A 23,495-nucleotide genomic window follows, 5' to 3' on the forward strand; every position below is an offset into this window, starting at 1 on the left:
AGGCGTTTACTTAATACCTAAAGCTTACGGTGTTGAACTTACGGGGTCCGGTGCCCCGGCGCACCCGGTTTTCCCGCCCGCCCCGCACGTACCGGGCCCGGCCGCCCCGCTCCGGCCGGTTCCGCGCCTGTCGGTGGCGGATGGCAGGATCGGTGCCATGTCCGATCTGCGCGATCAAGCTCCTGGAGCGGCCGGCGAAGCGGCTCCGTACGACGCCCTGCTGCTGCTCTCCTTCGGCGGCCCCGAGGGCCCGGACGACGTGGTCCCGTTCCTGGAGAACGTGACGCGCGGCCGGGGCATCCCCAAGGAGCGGCTCAAGGAGGTGGGGCAGCACTACTTCCTGTTCGGCGGGGTCAGCCCCATCAACGACCAGAACCGCGCCCTGCTGGACGCCCTGCGCGAGGACTTCGCGCAGAACAGCCTGGACCTCCCGGTCCACTGGGGCAACCGGAACTGGGCGCCCTACCTGACGGACACCCTGCGCGAGATGGCCCTGGCGGGCCACCGCCGTATCGCCGTGCTCACCACCAGCGCCTACGCGTCGTACTCGGGCTGCCGCCAGTACCGGGAGAACCTGGCGGAAGCGCTGGCGGCGCTCGCCGCCGAGGGCATCGAGCCGCCGCGCGTGGACAAGCTGCGGCACTACTTCAACCACCCCGGCTTCGTGCGCCCGATGGTCGACGGCGTCCTCGCGGCGCTGGAGCGGCTGCCCGCGGAGGTCCGCGCCGGCGCCCACCTCGCGTTCACCACGCACTCCATCCCCGACGCCTCCGCCGACACCTCCGGCCCGGCCGAGGGGCACGGGGAGGGCGGCGCCTATGTGCGCGAGCACCTGGACGTGGCCCGGCTCATCGCCGACGCGGTACGCGAGGAGACGGGGGCCGAGCGGCCCTGGGAGCTGGTCTACCAGTCGCGCTCCGGCGCCCCGCACATCCCCTGGCTGGAGCCGGACATCTGCGACCACCTGGAGGCGCTGCACGGCAAGGGCGCGCCCGCGGCCGTGATGGTGCCCATCGGCTTCGTCTCGGACCACATGGAGGTCCTGTACGACCTGGACACGGAGGCCACCGCCAAGGCCGCCGAGCTCGGACTGCCCGTGGTGCGCTCGGCCACCGTCGGCGCCGACCCCCGGTTCGCCGCCGCCGTGCGCGAACTCGTCCTGGAGCGGGCGGCGGCCGAGCGCGGCGAGCGCGTCGAGCGCTGCGCCCTGGGCGCCCTCGGTCCCTCGCACGACCTCTGCCCGGTCGGCTGCTGCCCGGCCCGCACCCCCCGGCCCGCCGCGGCCGGCGCCGACAGCCCGTACGCGTAAGGAGCCACCATGACCGAGTCCGACACCCGGCAGGCCGGGCACGAGGAGAACGGGGAGCTGCTCGCCCTGGCCCTGGAGGCCGCCCGCCGGGCCGGCGCGCTGCTGCGCGACGGGCGCCCGGACGACCTGGGCGTGGCCGCCACCAAGTCGAGCTCCATCGACGTCGTCACCGAGATGGACATCGCCGCCGAGAAGCTGATCACCGGCTTCCTCTCCGAGCGCCGCCCCGCCGACGGCTTCCTCGGTGAGGAGGGCGCCTCCAGCGAGGGCACCAGCGGCGTCCGCTGGGTCATCGACCCGCTGGACGGCACCGTCAACTACCTGTACGGACTTCCCACTTGGGCGGTCTCCATCGCCGCCGAGCGCGACGGCGTACGGGTCGCGGGCGTCGTCGAGGCCCCGATGCGCGGCGAGACGTACCACGCGGTGCTCGGCGGCGGCGCGTTCTGCGGGGAGCGGCGGCTGCGCTGCCGTCCGCCGGCCCCGCCGGAGCAGTCCCTGCTCGGCACCGGCTTCGCCTACGTCCAGGCGGTCCGGGCCCACCAGGCGGCCGTCGTGGCGCGGCTGATCCCGCGGTTCCGGGACATCCGGCGCGGTGGCTCGGCGGCGATCGACCTGTGCGACGTGGCCGCAGGACGCCTGGACGCGTACTACGAGCGCGGCCTCAACCCCTGGGACCTGGCGGCGGGCGACCTCATCGCGCGCGAGGCGGGCGCCGTGACCGGCGGACGCCCGGGCGAGGCGGCCTCCGGGGAGCTGACGATCGCGGCGACCCCGGAGCTCTTCGGTCCCCTCCAGGCCCTCCTGGAGGAGTACGGCGCCTGGCACGACTGAGCCGCCGCCCGGCCCCCGGATCCGGGCAGGCGGAGACCCCCGGCACCGTCCTGACGTGCCGGGGGTCCTCGCCGTGTCGCGTCAGTACGCGGCGGCCGCGACCTCGACGCCGTGCTCGGCGGCGAGGCGGTGGAGATCGTCCAGCTCGGCCTGCTCGACCTCCGCGAGGAAGTCGTCGCCGGTCTCGCGGGCCCGCGTGAGGTCCGTCTCCGTGGCCCTGATGCGCTGCAGGAGTCCTGCGGTGAATGCGTCCATGGTGCGCCCCCTCGTCGTGGGTCGGTGGCGGGTGGCACGGGGGTGTGCCGACGGTGGAACACGGTCACGATCACGAGCAGCAGGCAGTGGCAAACCCCATACAGGGCGTGATCGCGGGTGTGCAGACGTCCTCCCCCGGCCCGGTGTACGAGAAACCTCAACTCGCGCGGCAATCCCCGCAATTCCCGGGCGGCCCGGGAATCCGCTGGTCGGGCGGCACCGGGGCGCAGCACCGTCTTACCGCCGGTTTATGGCCGTAAGGGGCAGGATGGAAGCGCACAGTCACTGCCACCGTGCCCAGGGAACGGCCCGTACGGGCCCAGGAACGCCCGCGCGGGCCCACCGGCGCCACGGGGCATCAGCAGGCCCGCGAGGGCTCACTAGGGAAGGAAAAGCGCCGTGCGCGTACTCGTCGTCGAGGACGAGCAGCTGCTCGCCGATGCGGTGGCCACCGGACTGCGCCGGGAGGCCATGGCGGTCGACGTCGTGTACGACGGCGCCGCGGCCCTGGAGCGCATCGGGGTCAACGACTACGACGTGGTCGTGCTCGACCGGGACCTGCCCCTGGTCCACGGGGACGACGTCTGCCGCAGGATCGTCGAGCTCGGCATGCCCACGCGGGTCCTGATGCTGACCGCCTCCGGCGACGTCAGCGACCGGGTGGAGGGCCTGGAGATCGGCGCCGACGACTACCTGCCCAAGCCGTTCGCCTTCACCGAGCTGACCGCCCGGGTGCGGGCGCTGGGCCGGCGCACGACCGTGCCGCTGCCGCCCATCCTGGAGCGCGCGGGCATCAAGCTCGACCCCAACCGCCGCGAGGTCTTCCGCGAGGGCAAGGAGATCCAGCTGGCCCCCAAGGAGTTCGCCGTCCTGGAGGTGCTGATGCGCAGCGAGGGCGCGGTGGTCTCGGCCGAGCAGCTCCTGGAGAAGGCCTGGGACGAGAACACGGACCCGTTCACCAACGTGGTGCGTGTGACGGTCATGACCCTGCGCCGCAAGCTCGGTGAGCCGCCCGTCATCGTCACCGTCCCCGGCTCGGGATACCGGATCTGACGGCGATGGCGACGACGCCGGCGCCACCCACGGCGCCACCGAAGCCCACCTGGGACCCCCGGGGCGCCGAACCGCCCTTCCCCTGGGTGCGCCCGACCATCCGCATAAGGCTGACGCTGCTGTACGGCGGCATGTTCATGATCGCGGGCATCCTGCTGCTGTCGATCATCTATCTGCTGGCGGCCTCCGCGCTGCACACCGGCGGGAACCAGCCGTTCAAGATCGTCGGCGGGCAGAACGTCACGGTGACGAGCGGGAGCTGCCAGCTCCCGACCACACCGGGCAACATCACGGAGTTCAACGACGCCATCAGCGCCTGTATGACGCAGCAGCGCCAGCGCGCCCTGGACGACCTGCTGACCCGCTCCCTGATGGCGCTGGTGGGCCTCAGCGTCATCGCCTTCGCCTTCGGCTACGCGATGGCCGGCCGCGTCCTGTCGCCGCTGGGCCGGATCACCCGCACCGCCCGCCGCGTCGCCGGGACCGACCTGACCCGGCGGATCGAGCTGGACGGCCCGGACGACGAGCTCAAGGAGCTCGCGGACACCTTCGACGACATGCTGGACCGCCTGGAGCGGGCCTTCACCGCCCAGCAGCGGTTCGTCGCCAACGCCTCGCACGAGCTGCGGACCCCGCTGGCGATCAACCGCACGCTCCTGGAGGTCCACCTCTCCGACCCCGGTGCGCCCATGGAGCTCCACCAGCTCGGCAAGACGCTGCTGGCCACCAACGAGCGCAGCGAGCAGCTGGTGGAAGGTCTGCTGCTGCTCGCCCGCAGCGAGAACGAGATCGTCGACCGCAAGCCGGTCGACCTGGCCGAGGTCGCCACCCGCGCCCTCGACCAGGCCCGCGGCGAGGCCCAGGCCAAGGGGGTGGAGATCCGCGGCGAGCGGGCGCCCGCGGTGGTCCAGGGCAACGGCGTGCTCCTGGAGCGGATCGCCCTGAACCTGGTGCAGAACGCCGTGCGCTACAACGTGCCCGACGACGGCTGGGTCTCGGTCACCACCGAGCTCAAGGACGGCCAGGCGGTCCTGGTGGTCTCGAACACCGGGCCGGTGGTTCCCGCGTACGAGATCGACAACCTCTTCGAGCCGTTCCGGCGGCTGCGGACCGAGCGGACCGGGAGCGACAAGGGCGTCGGACTCGGCCTGTCCATCGCCCGGTCGGTCGCGCGGGCCCACGGAGGCCGTATCATCGCGGAGCCCCGTGAGGGAGGCGGGCTCGTGATGCGTGTCACCCTGCCTGCCTGAGATGCTTTTCGACACCGTCGAGAAGTTCGCTTTGAGCGGAATTTTCGGGACCTGTTCCGAAGTTATCCGTGTGTGATCAATCACAGGGACAAATTTCCGGCCATCTACTCTCCGTGATCAAGGCTTCCCCCGTAAAACCGGGAAAAGTCCGGGTTTCCGGGGGGTGAGATCACGGGAAGTACACGGGGTGACGCCCGTGAAGTGCGACATTCGGACCGTGTACGGTCCGGATCGCCATCCAGGACGATCACTCTTGAGGAGTGCGGCTGGGTGTCGATTGAGTAACAGACCTTGATGTGAGGCAAAATCTCCGCCTCGGGTCGGGCACAAGTCCGGCCTCTCACGCGTTACGTGCGCTGGAGACACCGCAACCACCCAGAGGGGGAGAGCGACATGGCAACGGACTACGACACCCCACGCAAGACCGACGACGACGTCGATTCCGACAGTCTTGAAGAACTGAAGGCCCGGCGGAACGACAAGTCCGCCTCGGCCGTCGACGTGGACGACTTCGAGGCCGCGGAGGGCATGGAACTGCCCGGCGCGGACCTCTCCAACGAGGAACTCGCCGTCCGGGTCCTGCCCAAGCAGGCCGACGAGTTCACCTGCATGAGCTGTTTCCTCGTGCACCACCGCAGCCAGCTGGCCCGCGAGAAGAACGGTCAGCCGATCTGCCGCGACTGCGACTGATCGGGCAGCCCGTGAAAGGCAGGGCAGGCGCCGAACCGCCCCGGAAGCGACCGTTCCGGAGAAAGGGTGCCCCGGGTTCGCCCGAGGCGTCCCAGAGCGGCACAGGCCCGGCAGAGGGCGTCCAGACGCCCGCCGAGCCCCCCGCTCTCCCCGCGGTGGGCTCTGCCACAGACGGCAACGAGGACGAGCGGGGCCGACCGGCCTCGCTCGAAGCGGCACGGGACGGCCAGGCGGGGCCCGCGGCCGGGGCCCGACGCCTGGGCGCCCTGCGCACCGCCACCACCAAGGGCGTACCGGCCCTCAAGAAGGGGATCCGCAAGAGCGGCGCGAGCGCCTGGGCCGGAATCGGCCACCTCGCCGACCGCGTCATCGACATCGCCCCGCGCGTTCCCGTGCGCGACCTGGCGACCCTGCGCCGGCAGTTCCCCGGTCTCGGCCCGGAGGAGATCGCGGACAAACTGATCGCGGGCGCGGCGAACGCCACCTCCACGGTGGGCGCGGGCGTCGGCGCCGCCGCGATGCTCCCCGTCCCGCCGGCCATGCCGGCCGAGCTGGCCGCCGAGGTCACCGGCGTCGCCGCCATCGAACTCAAGCTCATCGCCGAGCTCCACGAGGTCTACGGGATGCGCCCGCCCGGCAATCTCAAAGAGCGCTCCATGGCGTATCTGACGTCCTGGACCGAGGAGCGCGGTGTGCAGATGACCAAGCCGGCGACCCTCAACGTGGCGCTCGGCGGGCAGATGAAGCGGGAGCTGCGCCAGCAGATCATGAAGCGCATGGTCCGCAACCTGCCGAACCTCACCCCGTTCATGGTCGGAGCGGCGGTCGGCGCCGTGATGAACCGGCGCGACACGAAGAAGGTGGCCGCGCACGTCCGGGCGGACCTGCGCAAGCGCCAGGTGCCGTGGGACGCGCTGCCCTCGCTCCCCCCTCTGGAGCAGCCCGCCGACCCGCTGCGGCCCGGGGAGCCGCCCAAGGAGCTGGGGCGCTGACGCGGCCTGTCCCTCCCCGGGGCGCCCATGACCCCGGGCGCGGTCGTCAGAGGCCCGCCCGCACCCCGTCCAGCGCCGCCTTGAGGGCCTCGGGGTTCCTCGTGGAGAGGTAGGCGTACGGGGTCGGGTCCTCGGGATCGGTGATCTCCACCCGTACCGCCGTCGGAATGTAGCTGCGCAGCAGCATGAAGGCGCGCGGGTCGGCCCTGTGCAGCCGCCAGGCGCGGGCCTCCTCCGCGTCCAGGACCTCGGGCTCGCCGAGCGCGGTCACCGGGATGCGGGCGTCGCCCGCCACCAGCGTGCCCGCCACCACCCGGATCCGTACCGAACCGTACGAACTCACCACCACCGCGGCCGCCGCCGTCCCGCCGATGAGGCCGGCCAGGAGCGGCAGCCCGCCCAGCGGGAGCAGCATCAGCGCGCACGCCACCCCGACCAGAGCGGCGATCAGCCACCAGGAGCGGGGGGCGGTGAGGCGTTCGGTGTACTGAGGGGCGTTCGGCTGCATGACAGCAAGCTTGGCACGGCGCGACCGGCGCCCCGGACCGCGGGTAAGGTCAGCGGCTGTGACTGCTAGATCTGCGTCCCTGACGCCCCCGGCCGACGCGAAGCCGCCGGTCCGGCACCCCGACGCGCCCGCCCCGGGCGAACTGCTCGGCGCGCACTACGAGCACTGCTTCGGCTGCGGCGGCGGACAGCCCCACGGACTGCACCTTGAGGCGCGGGCCGGTGAGGGCGTGGCCGTCACCGCCGAGTTCACCGTGCGCCCCGCGCACCAGGGCGCGCCCGGTCTCGCGCACGGCGGGGTGCTCGCCACGGCGCTCGACGAGACGCTCGGCTCGCTGAACTGGCTGCTCCAGACCATCGCGGTGACCGGCCGGCTGGAGACCGACTTCGTCCGGCCCGTGCCGGTGGACACCGTGCTGTTCCTGGAGGCCGAGGTGACCGCCGTCGAGGGCCGGAAGATCTACTCCACGGCGACCGGGCGGATAGGCGGCCCCGGCGGGCCGGTGGCGGTCCGGGCCGACGCCCTCTTCATCGAGGTGAAGGTCGACCACTTCATCGAGAACGGCCGCCCGCAGGAGATCGAGGCCGTCATGTCCGACCCCGACCAGGTCAGGCGCACCCGCGCCTTCGAGGTGAACCCGTGAGCCGTAACCCCGTAGACGTCCTCATCCGCCGAGTCGATCCGCAGGTGCCGATTCCGGCGTACGGGCACCCCGGCGACGCGGGGGCCGACCTCGTCACCACCGAGGCCGCCGAACTCGCCCCCGGGGAGCGGGCCGTCCTGCCCACCGGCGTGAGTATCGCCCTGCCCGACGGGTACGCGGCCTTCGTGCACCCGAGGTCGGGCCTGGCCGCACGCTGCGGTGTCGCCCTGGTGAATGCCCCGGGGACGGTGGATGCCGGGTACCGTGGGGAGATCAAGGTGATCGTGGTCAATCTCGACCCGCGCGAGACCGTGCGGTTCGAGCGATTCGACCGGATTGCCCAACTTGTCGTCCAGCAGGTCGAGAAGGTCCGCTTCCACGAGGTGGCGGAGCTTCCCGGCTCGGCGCGGGCCGAGGGGGGCTTCGGTTCCACCGGCGGTCATGCCGCCGTGGGCAGGGCCTTCGGCAGTGAACAGGGTGGGAATCGATACGCGGTCGTATCCGACCGGGAAGGACAGTGACGTGTTCGGACGTCGCAAGAAGAGCGGATCCGCCGACGAGACGGCGGGCGAGGCCGAGCAGGTCGTCGACGGCATCGACGCTGAAGACGGCGACTACGCCGTTGCCGACCACGCCGGTGACGGGGACGAGCCGCGCAGGGTGAACCTGCCGCCGGCGCCCCGGCCGGACGGTCCCTGGGACGTCTCCGAGGTCTCCGAGCCCGGCGACGGCCGGGTCGACCTGGGCGGCCTGTTCGTCCCCGGGGTCGAGGGCATGGAGCTGCGGGTCGAGGTCGCGGGTGACGCGATCGTCGCGGCGACCGTCGTGCTGCGCGACAGCGCCGTACAGCTCCAGGCCTTCGCGGCCCCCAAGAACGAGGGCATCTGGGGCGAGGTCCGCGAGGAGATCGCCTCCGGCATCACCCAGCAGGGCGGCATCATCGACGAGGTCGAGGGTCCGCTGGGCTGGGAGCTGCGCGCCCAGGTGCCGGTCCAGCTCCCGGACGGGACCAACGGCGTCCAGCTGGTCCGCTTCGTGGGCGTGGACGGCCCGCGCTGGTTCCTGCGCGGTGTCATCTCCGGCCAGGGCGCGGTGCAGCCGCAGGCCGCCGGGCTCCTGGAGCAGGTCTTCCAGGACACGGTCGTGGTGCGCGGCGAGGGCCCGATGGCCCCGCGCGACCCGATCGTCCTGAAGCTCCCCGACGACGCGCAGATGATGCCCGACGGTGTCCAGCAGGAGGAGCAGGAGGGCTCGCGCTTCTCCGGCGGCATGGGCCAGCTCCAGCGCGGCCCGGAGATCACCGAGGTGCGCTGACCCCCACCGGTCCTTCGACGGGCCGCGTCCCTCTCCGGGGCGCGGCCCGTCGGCGTTTTCCGGCCCGTGGGCGTTGCCCGTGACGGTGCCCGCTGCACATACTGGCGCGGCCGGGGAACAGACGTACGGGGGAGCGGGCATGAGCGAGAGCACCAGCGGTCACGGCACGGCCGTGGCCGAGCAGCCGGGCACCGGGCCGATGGTCCGCGTGGAGGACCTGCGCCGCAGTTACGGCGAGGGCGCCGCCGCCGTCCACGCGCTGCGCGGGGTGTCCTTCGAGGTGCCGCGCGGCGAGCTCGTCGCCCTCAAGGGGCGCTCCGGATCGGGCAAGACGACGCTGCTCAACCTGGTCGGCGGGCTGGACCGGCCCGACGGCGGCAGGATCACCGTCGACTCCACCGACCTGGCGGACCTCGGGGAGGAGGGGCTGCTCGCGCTGCGCCGCGACCGGATCGGCTTCGTCTTCCAGTCCTTCGGGCTGATCCCGATCCTCTCGGCCGCCGAGAACGTCGGCGTCCCGCTGCGGCTGCGCAAGGCCGACCCGAGCGAGCGCGACGCGCGCGTGGAGCTGCTCCTCGCCCTGGTCGGGCTCGCCGACCACGCCGAGCAGCGACCCGGCGAGCTCTCCGGCGGGCAGCAGCAGCGCGTCGCCATCGCCCGGGCGCTCGCCAACCGGCCCGCGCTCCTGATCGCCGACGAGCCCACCGGCCAGCTCGACGCCGAGACCGGGCTCGCCGTGATGGAGCTGCTGCGCGCGGTGGTGCGCAGCGAGGGCGTGACCGCCCTGGTCGCCACCCACGACACCCAGCTGCTCGGCCTCGCGGACCGCGTCCTGGAGCTGAGCGACGGCCGGATCACCGACCACGGCTGACCGACCACGGCTGACCGGCCCGGTCCGCCGGCCCTGCCCACCCCCATCAGAATCGCGTCAATACGACGGCCCATCGGACCCCCCGTCCGATTTGCCGGAATAGATGCCCGTAAGGTCGGCATCGCGCACGCAGCAGTTCTCTGAAGGACAGTGGGGCCATGGCACGCGGCAGGCTACGGATCTACCTCGGTGCGGCACCGGGCGTCGGCAAGACGTACGCGATGCTGTCCGAGGCCCACCGGCGCGTGGAACGCGGCACCGACTGCGTGGTGGCGTTCGTCGAGCACCACGGCCGCCCGCGCACCGAGGTCATGCTGCACGGCCTGGAGCAGGTCGGGCGCCGCGGGATCGAGTACCGCGGCGCGGCCTTCACCGAGATGGACGTCGACGCGGTCCTGGAGCGGCGGCCCGCCGTCGCCCTGGTGGACGAGCTCGCCCACACCAACGTCCCCGGCGCGCGCAACACCAAGCGCTGGCAGGACGTCGAGGAGCTGCTCCGGGCGGGCATCGACGTGGTGTCCACCGTCAACATCCAGCACCTGGAGTCGCTGGGCGACGTCGTGGAGTCGATAACCGGCGTGCGCCAGCGCGAGACGGTGCCCGACGAGGTGGTGCGGCGCGCGGACCAGATCGAGCTCGTCGACATGTCGCCGCAGGCCCTGCGCCGCCGGATGGCGCACGGCAACGTCTACACCTCCGACAAGGTCGACGCGGCCCTGTCCAACTACTTCCGCCCCGGCAACCTCACCGCCCTGCGCGAACTCGCGCTGCTGTGGGTCGCGGACCGGGTCGACGAATACCTCCAGCAGTACCGGGGCGAGCACGGCATCCGCTCCACCTGGCAGGCCCGGGAGCGGATCGTCGTCGGCCTGACCGGCGGGCCCGAGGGCCGCACCCTGATCCGGCGCGCGGCCCGGATGGCCGCCCGGGGCTCCGGCAGCGAGATCCTGGCGGTGTACGTGGCGCGCAGCGACGGGCTGACCGCGGCCTCGCCCGAGGAGCTGGCCATCCAGCGCACCCTGGTCGAAGACCTGGGCGGAACGTTTCACCACGTCATCGGCGACGACATCCCCGCCTCCCTGAGGGAGTTCGCCCGGGGCGTCAACGCCACCCAGATCGTCCTCGGCTCCAGCCGCCGCAAGAGCTGGCAGTACGTCTTCGGACCGGGCGTCGGCGCGACCGTCGCCCGCGAGTCCGGGCCCGACCTCGACGTCCACATCGTCACCCACGAGGAGGCCGCCAAGGGGCGCGGCCTGCCGGTAACGCGCGGCGCCCGGCTCGGACGGGCCCGCAGCGTCGCGGGATGGCTCACGGGCATGGCCGGACCGGCGCTGCTCACGCTGCTGCTGACCAACGTCGACGCGGACCTCGGGCTCGCCAACGACATGCTGCTCTTCCTGACGCTCACCGTCGCCGCGGCCCTGCTCGGCGGACTGCTCCCGGCGCTCGCCTCGGTGGCCTTCGGCTCGTTCCTGCTGAACTACTACTTCACCCCGCCGCTGCACCGGATCACCATCGCGGACCCCAAGAACTTCCTCGCCATCGCGATCTTCTTCCTGGTGGCGGTCTCGGTGGCCTCCGTGGTCGACCTCGCGGCCCGCCGCACCCACCAGGCGGCCCGGCTGCGCGCCGAGTCCGAGATCCTCTCCTTCCTCGCGGGCAGCGTGCTGCGCGGCGAGACCGCGCTCGACGCGCTCCTGGAACGGGTCCGCGAGACCTTCGCCATGGAGTCCGTCGCCCTCCTGGAGCGAGCCGGCGACGTCGAGCCGTGGACCCGCGCGGGCAGCGTCGGCCCGCACCCCGTCGCCCGCCCCGAGGACGCCGACGTCGACATGCCCGTCGGCGACCACATGGCGCTGGCCCTGAGCGGACGGGTGCTGCCCGCCGAGGACCGCCGGGTCCTCGGCGCCTTCGCCGCCCAGGCCGCCGTCGTCCTCGACCGCCAGCGCCTGGTCGACGAGGCGGAGGAGTCCCGCAAGCTCGCCGAGGGCAACCGCATCCGCACCGCGCTGCTCGCCGCCGTCAGCCACGACCTGCGCACCCCGCTGGCCTCCATCAAGGCCGCCGTCAGCTCGCTGCGCTCCGACGACGTCGACTGGTCCGAGGACGACGAGGCCGAACTCCTCGCGGGCATCGAGGAGGGCGCCGACCGGCTCGGCCACCTCGTCGGCAACCTGCTCGACATGTCCCGCCTCAACACCGGCACGGTCGTCCCCATCATCCGCGAGACCGACCTCGACGAGGTGGTCCCGATGGCGCTCGGCGGCGTCCCCGAGGACAGCGTGGAGCTGGACGTGCCGGAGAGCCTGCCGATGGTGGCCGTCGACGCCGGACTCCTGGAGCGGGCCGTCGCCAACCTCGTGGAGAACGCCGTCAAGTACAGCCCCGCGGGCGCGCCCGTCCTGGTGGCCGCGAGCGCGCTGGGCGAGCGCGTGGAGGTCCGGGTGGCCGACCGGGGCCCCGGCGTCCCCGACGAGAGCAAGGAACGGATCTTCGAGCCCTTCCAGCGGTACGGCGACGCCCCGCGCGGCGCCGGCGTGGGACTCGGGCTCGCGGTGGCCCGCGGCTTCGCCGAGTCGATGGGCGGCACCCTCACCGCCGAGGACACCCCCGGCGGCGGCATGACCATGGTCCTCACCCTCCGGGCGGCGTCCCCCGGCCCCCGCCCGGCCGTCGCCGGCCCCTCCGCCCGGGCCGCCTCGTGACGTACGGCCCTTCGACAGAAAGCAGGACCCGCATGACCCGGGTGCTCGTGGTGGACGACGAGCCGCAGATCGTCCGCGCCCTCGTGATCAACCTCAAGGCGAGGAAATACGAAGTGGACGCGGCCCCCGACGGGGCGAGTGCCCTCCAGCTCGCGGCGGCCCGCCACCCCGACGTGGTGGTCCTCGACCTCGGTCTGCCCGACATGGACGGCGTCGAGGTGATCAGGGGGCTGCGCGGCTGGACCCGGGTGCCGATCCTGGTCCTCTCGGCCCGCCACACCTCCGACGAGAAGGTCGAGGCGCTGGACGCGGGCGCCGACGACTACGTCACCAAGCCCTTCGGCATGGACGAGCTGCTCGCCCGGCTGCGGGCGGCCGTCCGCCGCGCCGAACCGGTCGGCGGCGAGGGCGCCGACGACGTGGTGACGGTGGAGACCGAGGCCTTCACCGTCGACCTGGCTGCCAAGAAGGTCAACCGGGAGGGCCGGGACGTACGCCTCACGCCCACCGAGTGGCACCTGCTCGAAGTGCTCGTGCGCAACACCGGCCGGCTGGTCAGCCAGAAGCAGCTCCTCCAGGAGGTCTGGGGCCCCTCCTACGGGACGGAGACGAACTATCTGCGCGTCTACATGGCGCAGCTGCGCCGGAAACTGGAGCGCGATCCCTCGCACCCGCGCCACTTCATCACCGAGCCGGGCATGGGCTACCGCTTCGAGCGGTGAGCGGCCGTGCCCGTGCGGTGACCGCCGCGCGGCGGCCCCGGCGGGGCCGGGCGCGGGCACCTCCCGTGTCGGCGGGGGCCGGTACGCTTTCTGTATGAGTGCTGACCTTCGAACCGAGAAGCCCGCGGGGCGCTTCCGCCGGATGCTCGACCGGCTGTCCACCTCGCAGGAGGATCTGCACTCCGCGGAACTGCAGGAGGACACGCAGGCCACGGGGTGCACCCGCATCTCCGACTGCGACGACCGCCAGATAGTCAAGGTGACTGGTACCTTGCGGACGGTCACCCTGCGCCCGAGGGCGGGCGTCCCGGCGCTGGAGGCCGAGCTCTTCGACGGGACCGCCCCGCTGGACGTGGTGTGGCTGGGACGGCGCTCGATCGTGGGCATAGAGCCGGGCCGCAAGCTGATCGCCTCGGGCCGGATCTCGATGAGCCACGGCCGGCGGGTGCTGTTCAACCCCAAATACGAACTCCGACCACTCGGACAGGAGTAGCCGGTGACGTCAGCCGACAAGCCGACCACCACGACCGCCGCCCCGCACGCCCGGCACGCGCGCGGTGACGCCGACGCCAGAGCCGTCACCGAAGCCGCGCTCTTCGAGGCGTTCGGCGGGATCCGGGGCATGGTGGAGACCTGCCTGCCCGGGCTCCTCTTCGTCTCGATCTTCACGGTCAACAAGGACCTGCACAGCTCGGCGATCGCCGCCGTCGCGGTGTCGCTGCTGCTCGTGGTGGTCCGGCTGGTCCGCAAGGACACCGTCAAGCACGCCTTCAGCGGCGTCTTCGGCGTGGCCTTCGGCGTGGTCTTCGCGATGATGACCGGCAACGCCAAGGACTTCTACCTGCCGGGCATGCTCTACACCCTGGGCCTGGCGCTGGCCTACCTGGTGACGACGCTCTTCGGCGTCCCCCTGATCGGTCTGATGCTGGGACCGGTCTTCAAGGAGAACCTGTCCTGGCGCACCCGGAACCCCGGCCGCAAGAAGGCGTACGCCAAGGCGAGTTGGGCCTGGGGCCTGATCCTGCTAGCCAAGTGCGCGATCCTCTTCCCGCTCTACTGGTGGGCCAACACCTCCCAGCTCGGCTGGGTGCTGATCGCCCTGAAGATCCCGCCGTTCCTGCTGGCCGTCTGGCTGACCTGGATCTTCCTGGCCAAGGCCCCGCCGCCCATCGACGTGTTCGCGGAGATGGAGGCCGAGGAGGAAGCGGCGAAGGCCGCGAAGGCCGCGAAGGCCGCCGAGGCGGCCGGGAGCTGACGACGTGACAGGGGGCCCGGGGTGCGCGATACGCACCCCGGGCCCCCTGTCACACGCCTCAACGGGGCGCGGGGAACCGCCCGACCGGCCCCGGCCTCCTCTGCGGCGGCCCGGCCACCTCCCCGGTGACCCGCCACAAGGAAGACGCCACAAGGAAGGGGCGGGGTGTACCTGACGTACTCCCCGCCCCTTCCCGCCGTGAGCGGGGGCGTCAGCTCGCCACGTCGTCCCGCCGGACCGACAGCAGGTCCTCCAGCTGCTCCTCGCGCGCCTGCGCGGCCACGAACAGCAGCTCGTCACCGGCCTCCAGGGTCTCCTCGGGCTGCGGCGTGAGCACCCGCGTACCGCGGATGATCGTCACCAGCGAGGTGTCCTGCGGCCAGGCCACATCCCCGACCTGGGTGCCCGCGAGCGCCGACTCCGGCGGCAGCGTCAGCTCGACGAGGTTGGCGTCCCCGTGGCTGAAGCGCAGCAGCCGTACGAGATCGCCGACGCTCACGGCCTCCTCGACCAGCGCCGACATCAGACGCGGGGTCGAGACGGCGACGTCCACGCCCCACGACTCGTTGAACAGCCACTCGTTCTTCGGGTTGTTGACCCGGGCGACCACACGCGGCACGCCGTACTCGGTCTTCGCGAGCAGCGAGACGACCAGGTTCACCTTGTCGTCGCCGGTGGCCGCGATGACCACGTTGCAGCGCTGGAGCGCCGCCTCGTCCAGCGAGGTGATCTCGCAGGCGTCGGCGAGCAGCCACTCCGCCTGCGGCACCCGCTCCACCGAGATGGCGGTGGGCGCCTTGTCGACGAGGAGCACCTCGTGACCGTTCTCCAGCAGCTCGCCCGCGATGGAACGACCCACCGCGCCGGCCCCGGCAATCGCGACGCGCATCAGTGACCGCCCTCCTCGGGACCCTGGGCGAAGGCCGCCTCCACCTTTTCGATCTCGTCCGTGCGCATCATCACGTGGACGAGGTCGCCTTCCTGCAGAACCGTCTGGGAGCTGGGCAGTACCGCTTCGCCCAGCCGGGTGAGGAAGGCGACGCGCACGCCCGTCTCCTCCTGCAGCTTGCTGACCTTGTGGCCGATCCAGGCCGCGGAGGTGTGCACCTCCGCCAGCTGGAGGGCGCCGCTCGGGTCGCGCCACAGCGGCTCCGCGCCGGACGGCAGCAGCCGCCGCAGCATCTGGTCGGCGGTCCAGCGGACCGTGGCGACCGTCGGGATGCCGAGCCGCTGGTACACCTCGGCGCGGCGCGGGTCGTAGATGCGGGCCGCGACGTTCTCGATGCCGAACATCTCCCGGGCCACGCGGGCCGCGATGATGTTGGAGTTGTCGCCGCTGGAGACCGCCGCGAACGCGCCGGCCTCCTCGATCCCCGCTTCACGCAGGGTGTCCTGGTCGAAGCCGACGCCGGTGACCCGGCGCCCGCTGAACCCGGAACCGAGCCGGCGGAAGGCCGTGGGGTCCTGGTCGATGACGGCGACCGTGTGCCCCTGCTGCTCCAAGGTCTGCGCGAGAGCGGCTCCCACTCGCCCGCAGCCCATGATGACGATGTGCACGTCCCCTCACATACTTCCTTCTCGGCGTTGCCCGGTGACGAGCTTATGCGGCTCACGGCGCGATGCACTCACCAGCGTCGGTACTTCCCCCGGCGCAGTCGGTGAGCATCCCACCGGACGGTGCCCCGCCGCACACCCGTCGCGCAGGCTGAGACGCGCGGAAGCGGGAGGGCGTTCACTCCGGCCGGCACCGATGGCGTCCGGCCCGCGCGGAATGCCCGCGTCCGGACACGCCGCCGAGCGCCGCCCACCGCCCACCGCCCGCCGTCACCGGGCCCGCGGCGCGCCCGGCGGCGCGGGAGGTGTCCGGGATCACCCTCCGGGATCATCCGCCGGGGCCGGGGCCGGGGCCGGGGCCGGGGCCGGGGCCGAGGCCGGAGCGGAATCGGAGACGAAGCCGGAGCCCGTGTCCCCGCCTCCGGAGCCCGGGTCCCCGCCTCCGACGGCTGCACCCGGAGCCCGACCAGGCGGCCTCCGGGGCGCCGCGCGGACCCGGCCGGCTCCCCGCCACGGCCGTGTGGGCGGCTCTCTCGTGCGGATGGGGGGTGGCGGGTGGGCCGCGTCAACACGATGCCCTTACGCTTCTCTGTTGTGTCCAAACTGACCGACGTGCCCAAACGGATCCTGATCGGCCGGGCGCTGCGCAGCGACAAGCTGGGAGAAACGCTCCTCCCCAAGCGCATCGCGCTCCCCGTCTTCGCGTCCGACCCCCTCTCGTCCGTTGCGTACGCACCCGGAGAAGTCCTCCTGGTGCTGTCCGTGGCGGGTGTGTCGGCGTACCACTACAGCCCCTGGATCGCCGTCGCGGTCGTGGTGCTGATGTTCACCGTGGTCGCCTCGTACCGGCAGAACGTGCACGCGTACCCCAGTGGCGGCGGTGACTACGAGGTCGCCACCACCAACCTGGGGCCCAAGGCCGGACTCACCGTCGCCAGCGCGCTCCTCGTCGACTACGTCCTGACCGTCGCCGTCTCGATCGCCTCCGGCATCGAGAACCTCGGCTCGGCCGTCCCGTTCGTCGTCGAGCACAAGGTGCTGTGCGCGGTCGTCGTGATCGTCCTGCTGACCCTGATGAACCTGCGCGGGGTCAAGGAGTCCGGCAAGCTCTTCGCCATCCCCACGTACGTCTTCGTGGGCGGCGTCTTCGTCATGGTCGCCTGGGGCGCCTTCAAGGGCCTGGTCCTCGACCACACCATGAGGGCCCCGACGGCCGACTACACGATCCACGCCGAGCACCAGGGCCTGGCGGGCTTCGCGCTCGTCTTCCTGCTGCTGCGCGCCTTCTCCTCCGGCTGTGCCGCGCTCACCGGCGTCGAGGCGATCAGCAACGGCGTCCCGGCCTTCCGCAAGCCCAAGTCGAAGAACGCCGCGACCACGCTGGCCCTGATGGGCGCCCTCGCGGTCACCATGTTCTGCGGCATCATCGCGCTTGCCATGGTGACCAAGGTGCGGATGGCCGAGAACCCCGCCACCGACCTGCTGCACAACGGCGTCCCGGTCGGCTCCGGCTACGTCCAGAACCCGGTGATCTCCCAGGTCGCCGAGGCCGTCTTCGGCAAGGGCAACTTCCTCTTCGTCATCCTCGCCGCGGCCACCGCGCTCGTGCTGTTCCTGGCCGCGAACACCGCGTACAACGGCTTCCCGCTGCTCGGCTCGATCCTCGCCCAGGACCGCTACCTGCCGCGCCAGCTGCACACCCGCGGCGACCGCCTCGCGTTCTCCAACGGCATCGTGCTGCTGGCGGGCGCCGCGATCCTGCTCGTGGTGATCTACGGCGCCGACTCGACCCGGCTGATCCAGCTCTACATCGTCGGCGTCTTCGTCTCCTTCACCCTGAGCCAGACCGGCATGGTCCGGCACTGGAACCGCCACCTCGCCACCGAGCAGGACCCGGCCAAGCGCCGCCACATGGTCCGCAGTCGCGCGATCAACACCTTCGGCGCCTTCTTCACCGGCCTGGTCCTGGTCGTGGTGCTCGCCACGAAGTTCACCCACGGAGCCTGGGTCGCGCTGCTCGGCATGGTGATCTTCTACGGAACGATGACCGCGATCCGCAAGCACTACGACAAGGTGGCCGAGGAGATCGCGGCGGCCGAGGAGCGCCCCGACGAGTACGTCCGCCCCTCGCGCGTCCACTCCGTCGTCCTGGTCTCCAAGCTCCACAAGCCGACCCTGCGCGCCCTCGCCTACGCCAAGCTGCTGCACACCAACCAGCTTGAGGCGATCAGCGTCAGCGTCGACGCGGCCGAGACGAAGGCGCTCAAGGACGAGTGGGACCGGCGCGGCATCGACGTCCCCCTGAAGATCATCGACTCGCCGTACCGCGAGATCACCCGCCCGGTCATCGAGTACGTCAAGGGCCTGCGGCGCGAGAGCCCGCGCGACGCGGTCAGCGTCTACATCCCCGAGTACGTGGTCGGCCACTGGTACGAGCACCTGCTGCACAACCAGAGCGCGCTGCGCCTGAAGGGCCGCCTGCTCTTCACGCCCGGCGTGATGGTGACGTCGGTCCCGTACCAGCTCCAGTCCTCCGAGGTCGCCAAGAAGCGGGCCCGCAAGCGGCAGGAGTGGAACGCGCCGGGTTCGGTGCGGCGGGGCCCGGTCTCCGCGCACCGGCCGAAGGAGCCGACCGGCAAGGGCTGAGCGGCTGGTCCTGTCCCCACGGGGACGTAGACTGGGGGGCTGCCGTCCGTACGGGACCTGTGAACGGTCCTTTACGGGGACGGCGGCCCCCTTCCCCGTTTCCCCTTGGCACCCTGGAGTCCCGCCCTCATGCAGAACGAGCCTGAGTCCTCGTCCTCGTCTTCGTCCCCGTCCTCGGCTTCGCTGGTCGGGCAGGAGTACGAGGTCGAGGTCGGCCCCGTGGCGCACGGCGGGCACTGCATCGCCCGCACGGAGCAGGGCCGGGTGCTGTTCGTCAGGCACGCGCTGCCGGGCGAGAGGATCGTCGCGCGCGTCACCGAGGGCGACGAGGACTCCCGCTATCTGCGCGCGGACGCGATCGAGATCCTCTCCGCCTCCAAGGACCGCGTCGAGGCACCGTGCCCGTTCGCGGGTCCCGGCAAGTGCGGCGGCTGCGACTGGCAGCACGCCAAGCCGGGCGCCCAGCGCCGCCTCAAGGGCGAGGTCATCACCGAGCAGCTACGCCGGCTGGCCGGGCTGACGCCCGAGGAGGCCGGCTGGGACGGCACGGTCATGCCCGCCGAGGGCGACAAGCTCCCCGCGGGCGAGGTCCCGGCCTGGCGCACCCGCGTCCAGTACGCCATCGACGAGGACGGCCGGGCCGGTCTGCGCAAGCACCGCTCGCACGACGTCCAGATCATCGACCACTGCATGATCGCGGCGCCCGGCGTCAGCGAGCTGGGCGTCGAGAAGCGCGAGTGGCCGCAGATGGAGTCCATCGAGGCGATCGCGGCGACGGGCTCGCACGACCGCCAGGTGGTCCTGACCCCGCGCCCGGGCGGCCGCCTCCCCCTCGTCGAACTCGACAAGCCGGTCTCGGTCCTGCGCGTGGAGGAGAAGGACGGCGGCGTCCACCGCGTCCACGGCCGCGCGTTCGTGCGCGAGCGGGCGGACGAGCGTACGTACCGGGTGGGCATGGGCGGCTTCTGGCAGGTCCACCCGAAGGCGGCCGACACCCTGGTCAAGGCCGTGATGCAGGGCCTGATGCCGCGCAAGGGCGAGATGGCGCTCGACCTGTACTGCGGCGTCGGCCTCTTCGCGGGCGCGATCGCGGAGCGGGTCGGCGAGCAGGGCGCGGTGCTGGGCATCGAGTCCTCCAAGCGCGCGGTGGAGGACGCCCGCCACAACCTGGCGGACCTGCCGCGGGTCCGCGTCGAACAGGGCAAGGTCGAGCAGGTCCTGCCCCGCACGAAGATCACCGAAGCGGACCTGATCGTCCTGGACCCGCCGCGGGCCGGCGCGGGCAAGCAGACGGTCCGCTACCTGTCGGGCCTGGGCGCACGCCGCATCGCGTACGTGGCCTGCGACCCGGCGGCCCTGGCCCGGGACCTGGCGTACTTCGCGGAGGGCGGCTACAAGGTGCGGACGCTCCGGGCGTTCGATCTGTTCCCGGTCACGCATCATGTGGAGTGCGTGGCGATCCTGGAGCCGGTACGCGAGGACGCCTGAGCGGCTGCGGCTGAGCCTGCTTCTGCGGCTAAGGCTGCGGGTGCTTCTGCTCTTCTGCCCCTTCCCCTTGCGGTTTCCCTGCCTCTCCCCCGGCGTTCCGGCCGGGGGAGAGGCAGGTCCGCAGGGGCTCGGGCGCGCGAGGAGGACGGTCGTGCCGTGCCCTTGCGCTTGACCCCTGCTTCAGTGAGTGGTTGAGTACTCACATGAAGACGGAACGCCGACAACTCTCCACAGCCGAAGAGCGCCGCGGCACGGTGCTGCATACGGCCATCGGGGCGTTCGCGGCCCGCGGGTACTTCGGGACCACCACGACCGAGGTCGCCAAGGCCGCAGGTATCTCGCAGGCCTACGTCTACCGCCTCTTCCCGAACAAGGAAGCGCTGTTCACCGCGGTCGTCGAACACTGCTTCGTCCGGGTCCGCGCGGCCCTGGAAGGCGGCGCGGCGAACGCCGAGAGCAGCGCCCCCGAAACGGTCCTCGCCTCCATGGGTGACGCCTACGCCCGCCTGATCAGCGACAACGACCTCATGCTGGTCCAGCTGCACGCCCAGGCGGCGGCTGTCTCCGAGCCCGCGATCCGGGAGGCGGTACGGGCGGGGTACGCCCGCACCGTCGAGTACGTCCGCGGTGCCTCGGGGGGGAGTGACGAACAGGTTCAGCAGTTCTTCGCCACCGGCATGCTCTGCCACCTCCTGGTCTCCCTCGACGCCGAGGCGGTCTCCGCACCCTGGACCCGCACGCTCACGGCCGGGATCACCCACTACTGAGCCGTGCCGCCGGCAGGGCCGCCTCGCCTCGACGCACTTCGGGGCGCGGCTTTTAAGGTCCAGAGTGAGTGGTCGACCACACATTCTTCCGGTGGGGCTCATTCGACATGCGAAGCCTGGCGGTCGTCCCGACGCCTGCCCACCTCACCACGCCCACGCCCTCCCATCACCCCATCACCACCACTACGTCTCACTCGACACCGACAAGGAGCTCAAGACCATGGACGACTCCCAGCCCCGCATCTCCGCCGACAGCACCATCGACACCACCTCCACCTCCACCCCCACCCCCGTCACCGAAGCGGTGCTGCCGGGCATCGTCGAGCCGGACGGTATCCAGGTCCGCACGCGGCCCGCCCGCCCGGCCGGCCCCGGACAGGTCGTGCTGGTGATGGAGGCTGCGGGAATCTCCTTCGCCGAGCAGCAGATGCGCCGCGGAAAGTACTACGACCAGCCGCCCTTCCCCTTTGTCCCCGGCTACGACCTCGTCGGACGGGCCGTCGAGGTGGGGGAGGGCGTTCCCGGCGGACTGCTGGGGCGGCGCTTCGCCGTCCTGACCAAGACCGGGGCCTGGGCCAGCCACGTCACCGTCGACGCCGGCGACCTGACCGAGGTGCCCGACGCGGTCGACTCCGCCGACGCGGAGACGTTCGTGGTCAACGGCATCACCGCCTGGCAGATGCTCCACCGCCTGGCGAAGGTGCGCCCCGGACACACCGTCCTCGTCCACGGCGCGAACGGCGGTGTCGGCTCCACGCTCGTCCAGCTCGCCCGTATCGCAGGCGCCCGGGTAGTCGGCACCGCCTCGGCCAAGCACCACGATGCCGTGCGGGCCCTGGGGGCCGTCCCCGTCGACTACCGCGCCCCCGACATGGACGCCCGACTGCGCGCCCACGCCCCGCAGGGATACGACGCGGTGTTCGACCACGTCGGCGGCGAGGGCATCGTCGCCTCCTACCGCCTGCTCGCCGCCAAGGGCACCCTCGTCTCGTACGGCAGCGCCTCGACCCGCGACGTCGAGGGCTCCTCGAAGGCGCCGGTCCTCAAGCTCTTCGCCCGCCTGGCACTCTGGAACGCCCTGCCGAGCGGCAAGGGCGCCCACTTCTACAACATCTGGGCCGGACGCCGCCGCCTCGCCACCTTCCGCGCCAAGCTGCACACCGACCTCACCCAGGTCCTGGCCCTCCTCGCCGACGGCCGACTGATCCCCCAGGTCGCCGCGCGCATCCCGCTCACCGAGGTCGGGAAAGCGGTACGGCTGGCCGAATCCGGCACCGTGGTCGGCAAGGTTGTTCTGGTTCCGTAGGTTCTTCTGGTTCCGCAGACACCCGTGCCCGAGGAAGTCCTGAAGACGTGCTGAGGACGGCTCTCCTCCCTCAACTACCGGACGTGAACAGGGGTTTCCGTTCCCCGGCGTCCGTCCCGCCGAAGAACCTCTCCACATCCCCGTCCCCGACCTCCCCCAGCGTCCCCGGACTCCACTTCGGGTCCCGGTCCTTGTCGATGACCTGGGCGCGGATCCCCTCGACCAGGTCCGGGGAGCTCAGGGCCGCGCAGGAGACGCGGTACTCCTGGGTCAGGACCGCCTCCAGGGCGGGCAGCGCGCGGGCCCGCCGCATGGCCGCCAGCGTGACCTTCAGGGACGTGGGGGACTTCGCCAGGAGTGTCTCGGCCGTCTGCTTCGCCTCCTGGACGCCCGAGGCGAGCAGCCGGTCCACGACCTCCTCCACCGTGTCCGCCGCGTAGCAATGGTCGATCCAGTCACGGTGTGCGACCAGCTCGCCCGGCGGGGGTTGATGGGTGTGGCGGGGGAGCACTTCCGCTACGGGGGTGCTCGACAGCTCTGCCAGGAAGTCCCCGAGTCGCGACGAGGGGACGTAGTGATCCGCCAGCCCGCACAGCAGCGCGTCCGCCGCCCCCACCTGAGCGCCCGTGAGGGCCAGATGGGAGCCCAGTTCGCCGGGGGCGCGGCTGAGCAGATACGTGCCGCCCACGTCGGGAACGAAGCCGATCCCCGTCTCGGGCATGGCGACGCGCGAGCGCTCGGTGACCACGCGGACGTTGCCGTGGGCCGAGACCCCGACCCCGCCGCCCATCACGATGCCGTCCATCACCGCCACGTACGGCTTGGGCCAGCGGCCGATCCGGGCGTTGAGGCGGTACTCGTCCCGCCAGAAGTCCGCCGAGGCCGTGCCGCCCGCGCGGGCGTCCTCGTAGATCGCGCGGATGTCGCCGCCCGCGCAGAGGCCGCGTTCACCGGCGCCCGTGAGGACGACCGTCTCCACGTCCGGGTCGTGCTCCCATGCCGTCAGCGCCTCGTCGATCCGGCGGACCATGGCGTGGGTCAGCGCGTTGAGCGCCTTCGGCCGGTTCAGGGTGAGGTGCGCGGCGCGGCCGTGGACAGCCGACAGGACGTGGTCGGCCTCGGCGCCGGTGGGCGGGAGTGCGCTGGTCGTGCTGCGACCCATGTGCGGGGTTCCTTCCGGGGCCTTGCTGAACCTTGCCGATCTTCCAGACGATCTCCCCGAATCTATAGTTGGGCCTCCCGGAGAGTCCATCGCGCGCGTGAACGCGCGTGGGGGAGGCCGGGCTGTGGCGTTGTCCGCCGTTCGTACGGTTTGGGGTTCGGGGTTCGGGTT

23 protein-coding genes are annotated in these 23,495 nt (G+C 72.0%); 18 read left to right on the top strand and 5 right to left on the bottom strand.

Going from position 1 to position 23,495, the window contains the following annotated elements; genetic code table 11:
* The first annotated feature begins 157 nt into the window (after nucleotides 1–157).
* Both ABZ404_RS16535 and ABZ404_RS16540 read left to right on the top strand, forming a co-directional pair.
* Nucleotides 158–1,309 carry a ferrochelatase gene (locus tag ABZ404_RS16535; protein ID WP_358835109.1) on the top strand — a complete coding sequence of 384 codons (1,152 nt, stop codon included), beginning with the start codon at nucleotides 158–160 and terminating at the stop codon, nucleotides 1,307–1,309.
* A gap of 9 nt (nucleotides 1,310–1,318) precedes the next feature.
* Nucleotides 1,319–2,143, top strand: coding sequence for an inositol monophosphatase family protein (locus ABZ404_RS16540; protein ID WP_358835110.1), 825 nt, complete (start codon nucleotides 1,319–1,321; stop codon nucleotides 2,141–2,143).
* Between the two features lie 81 nt (nucleotides 2,144–2,224).
* Here the strand turns inward: ABZ404_RS16540 and ABZ404_RS16545 are convergent, their stop codons facing one another.
* Nucleotides 2,225–2,398, bottom strand: a complete 174-nt coding sequence (locus ABZ404_RS16545; protein WP_358835111.1) for a hypothetical protein — start codon at nucleotides 2,396–2,398, stop codon at nucleotides 2,225–2,227.
* Between the two features lie 399 nt (nucleotides 2,399–2,797).
* Here ABZ404_RS16545 and ABZ404_RS16550 point away from each other — a divergent pair, with 399 nt between their 5' ends.
* From ABZ404_RS16550 to ABZ404_RS16565, 4 genes are all read left to right on the top strand, one after another.
* On the top strand, nucleotides 2,798–3,451 hold the full coding sequence (locus tag ABZ404_RS16550; protein WP_358835112.1) for a response regulator transcription factor: 654 nt from the start codon (nucleotides 2,798–2,800) through the stop codon (nucleotides 3,449–3,451).
* A gap of 5 nt (nucleotides 3,452–3,456) precedes the next feature.
* A complete protein-coding gene (locus tag ABZ404_RS16555) occupies nucleotides 3,457–4,701 on the top strand; it encodes a HAMP domain-containing sensor histidine kinase (protein WP_358835113.1) in 1,245 nt (414 codons plus the stop codon).
* Between the two features lie 393 nt (nucleotides 4,702–5,094).
* A complete protein-coding gene (locus tag ABZ404_RS16560) occupies nucleotides 5,095–5,391 on the top strand; it encodes a DUF4193 domain-containing protein (RefSeq protein WP_067165176.1) in 297 nt (98 codons plus the stop codon).
* A gap of 11 nt (nucleotides 5,392–5,402) precedes the next feature.
* On the top strand, nucleotides 5,403–6,383 hold the full coding sequence (locus tag ABZ404_RS16565; protein WP_358835114.1) for a hypothetical protein: 981 nt from the start codon (nucleotides 5,403–5,405) through the stop codon (nucleotides 6,381–6,383).
* Nucleotides 6,384–6,429: 46 nt separating this feature from the next.
* Here the strand turns inward: ABZ404_RS16565 and ABZ404_RS16570 are convergent, their stop codons facing one another.
* Nucleotides 6,430–6,891: a DUF3093 domain-containing protein gene (locus tag ABZ404_RS16570; RefSeq protein ID WP_358835115.1), complete on the bottom strand. Its 462-nt coding sequence runs from the start codon at nucleotides 6,889–6,891 to the stop codon at nucleotides 6,430–6,432.
* A 58-nt stretch (nucleotides 6,892–6,949) separates the two neighbouring features.
* Between ABZ404_RS16570 and ABZ404_RS16575 the strand changes: the two genes are divergently transcribed.
* The 8 genes from ABZ404_RS16575 to ABZ404_RS16610 all read left to right on the top strand — a co-directional run bounded on the left by ABZ404_RS16575 (nucleotide 6,950) and on the right by ABZ404_RS16610 (nucleotide 14,401).
* On the top strand, nucleotides 6,950–7,534 hold the full coding sequence (locus tag ABZ404_RS16575) for a PaaI family thioesterase (RefSeq protein ID WP_358835116.1): 585 nt from the start codon (nucleotides 6,950–6,952) through the stop codon (nucleotides 7,532–7,534).
* The gene (gene dut, locus ABZ404_RS16580; RefSeq protein WP_358835117.1) at nucleotides 7,531–8,055 is read left to right on the top strand and encodes a dUTP diphosphatase; all 525 of its coding nucleotides are present in this window, start codon (nucleotides 7,531–7,533) and stop codon (nucleotides 8,053–8,055) included. The genes ABZ404_RS16575 and dut overlap by 4 nt, the downstream gene beginning before the upstream one ends.
* A 1-nt stretch (nucleotide 8,056) precedes the next feature.
* Nucleotides 8,057–8,848 (top strand): DUF3710 domain-containing protein, encoded by a 792-nt coding sequence (locus tag ABZ404_RS16585; protein ID WP_358835118.1) that lies wholly within the window; start codon nucleotides 8,057–8,059, stop codon nucleotides 8,846–8,848.
* A 139-nt stretch (nucleotides 8,849–8,987) separates the two neighbouring features.
* Entirely contained in the window at nucleotides 8,988–9,719 is a 732-nt protein-coding gene (locus tag ABZ404_RS16590; protein ID WP_358835119.1) for an ABC transporter ATP-binding protein, read from the top strand.
* Nucleotides 9,720–9,877: 158 nt separating this feature from the next.
* Nucleotides 9,878–12,424, top strand: coding sequence for an ATP-binding protein (locus tag ABZ404_RS16595; protein WP_358835120.1), 2,547 nt, complete (start codon nucleotides 9,878–9,880; stop codon nucleotides 12,422–12,424).
* A 32-nt stretch (nucleotides 12,425–12,456) separates the two neighbouring features.
* Nucleotides 12,457–13,146, top strand: a complete 690-nt coding sequence (locus ABZ404_RS16600) for a response regulator (protein ID WP_358835121.1) — start codon at nucleotides 12,457–12,459, stop codon at nucleotides 13,144–13,146.
* Between the two features lie 94 nt (nucleotides 13,147–13,240).
* Nucleotides 13,241–13,639: an OB-fold nucleic acid binding domain-containing protein gene (locus ABZ404_RS16605; protein WP_190091524.1), complete on the top strand. Its 399-nt coding sequence runs from the start codon at nucleotides 13,241–13,243 to the stop codon at nucleotides 13,637–13,639.
* Nucleotides 13,640–13,642: 3 nt separating this feature from the next.
* Nucleotides 13,643–14,401 carry a DUF3159 domain-containing protein gene (locus ABZ404_RS16610; protein WP_358835122.1) on the top strand — a complete coding sequence of 253 codons (759 nt, stop codon included), beginning with the start codon at nucleotides 13,643–13,645 and terminating at the stop codon, nucleotides 14,399–14,401.
* Between the two features lie 211 nt (nucleotides 14,402–14,612).
* On the opposite strand, the gene ABZ404_RS16615 is transcribed toward ABZ404_RS16610, so the two are convergent.
* Together ABZ404_RS16615 and ABZ404_RS16620 are read right to left on the bottom strand one after the other, a co-directional pair.
* Entirely contained in the window at nucleotides 14,613–15,290 is a 678-nt protein-coding gene (locus ABZ404_RS16615) for a TrkA family potassium uptake protein (protein WP_358831036.1), read from the bottom strand.
* Nucleotides 15,290–15,958, bottom strand: a complete 669-nt coding sequence (locus ABZ404_RS16620) for a TrkA family potassium uptake protein (protein ID WP_358831037.1) — start codon at nucleotides 15,956–15,958, stop codon at nucleotides 15,290–15,292. Before ABZ404_RS16620 ends, ABZ404_RS16615 begins: the two co-directional genes overlap by 1 nt.
* Before the next feature lie 591 nt (nucleotides 15,959–16,549).
* On the opposite strand from ABZ404_RS16620, the gene ABZ404_RS16625 reads away from it, so the two are divergent.
* From ABZ404_RS16625 to ABZ404_RS16640, 4 genes are all read left to right on the top strand, one after another.
* On the top strand, nucleotides 16,550–18,601 hold the full coding sequence (locus ABZ404_RS16625) for an APC family permease (RefSeq protein ID WP_358831038.1): 2,052 nt from the start codon (nucleotides 16,550–16,552) through the stop codon (nucleotides 18,599–18,601).
* Between the two features lie 129 nt (nucleotides 18,602–18,730).
* On the top strand, nucleotides 18,731–20,089 hold the full coding sequence (locus tag ABZ404_RS16630; RefSeq protein ID WP_358831039.1) for a class I SAM-dependent RNA methyltransferase: 1,359 nt from the start codon (nucleotides 18,731–18,733) through the stop codon (nucleotides 20,087–20,089).
* A 203-nt stretch (nucleotides 20,090–20,292) separates the two neighbouring features.
* Entirely contained in the window at nucleotides 20,293–20,856 is a 564-nt protein-coding gene (locus ABZ404_RS16635) for a TetR/AcrR family transcriptional regulator (protein WP_358831040.1), read from the top strand.
* Between the two features lie 220 nt (nucleotides 20,857–21,076).
* Complete coding sequence (locus ABZ404_RS16640) at nucleotides 21,077–22,162, top strand: medium chain dehydrogenase/reductase family protein (protein WP_358831041.1); 1,086 nt, start codon at nucleotides 21,077–21,079, stop codon at nucleotides 22,160–22,162.
* A 70-nt stretch (nucleotides 22,163–22,232) separates the two neighbouring features.
* Here ABZ404_RS16640 and ABZ404_RS16645 read toward each other — a convergent pair whose 3' ends face one another.
* Nucleotides 22,233–23,324 (bottom strand): enoyl-CoA hydratase/isomerase family protein, encoded by a 1,092-nt coding sequence (locus ABZ404_RS16645; protein ID WP_358831042.1) that lies wholly within the window; start codon nucleotides 23,322–23,324, stop codon nucleotides 22,233–22,235.
* Nucleotides 23,325–23,495: the final 171 nt, after the last annotated feature.

The organism is Streptomyces sp. NPDC005878 (genome assembly GCF_040629815.1).
In the GTDB taxonomy this organism is placed as follows: Bacteria; Actinomycetota; Actinomycetes; order Streptomycetales; family Streptomycetaceae; genus Streptomyces.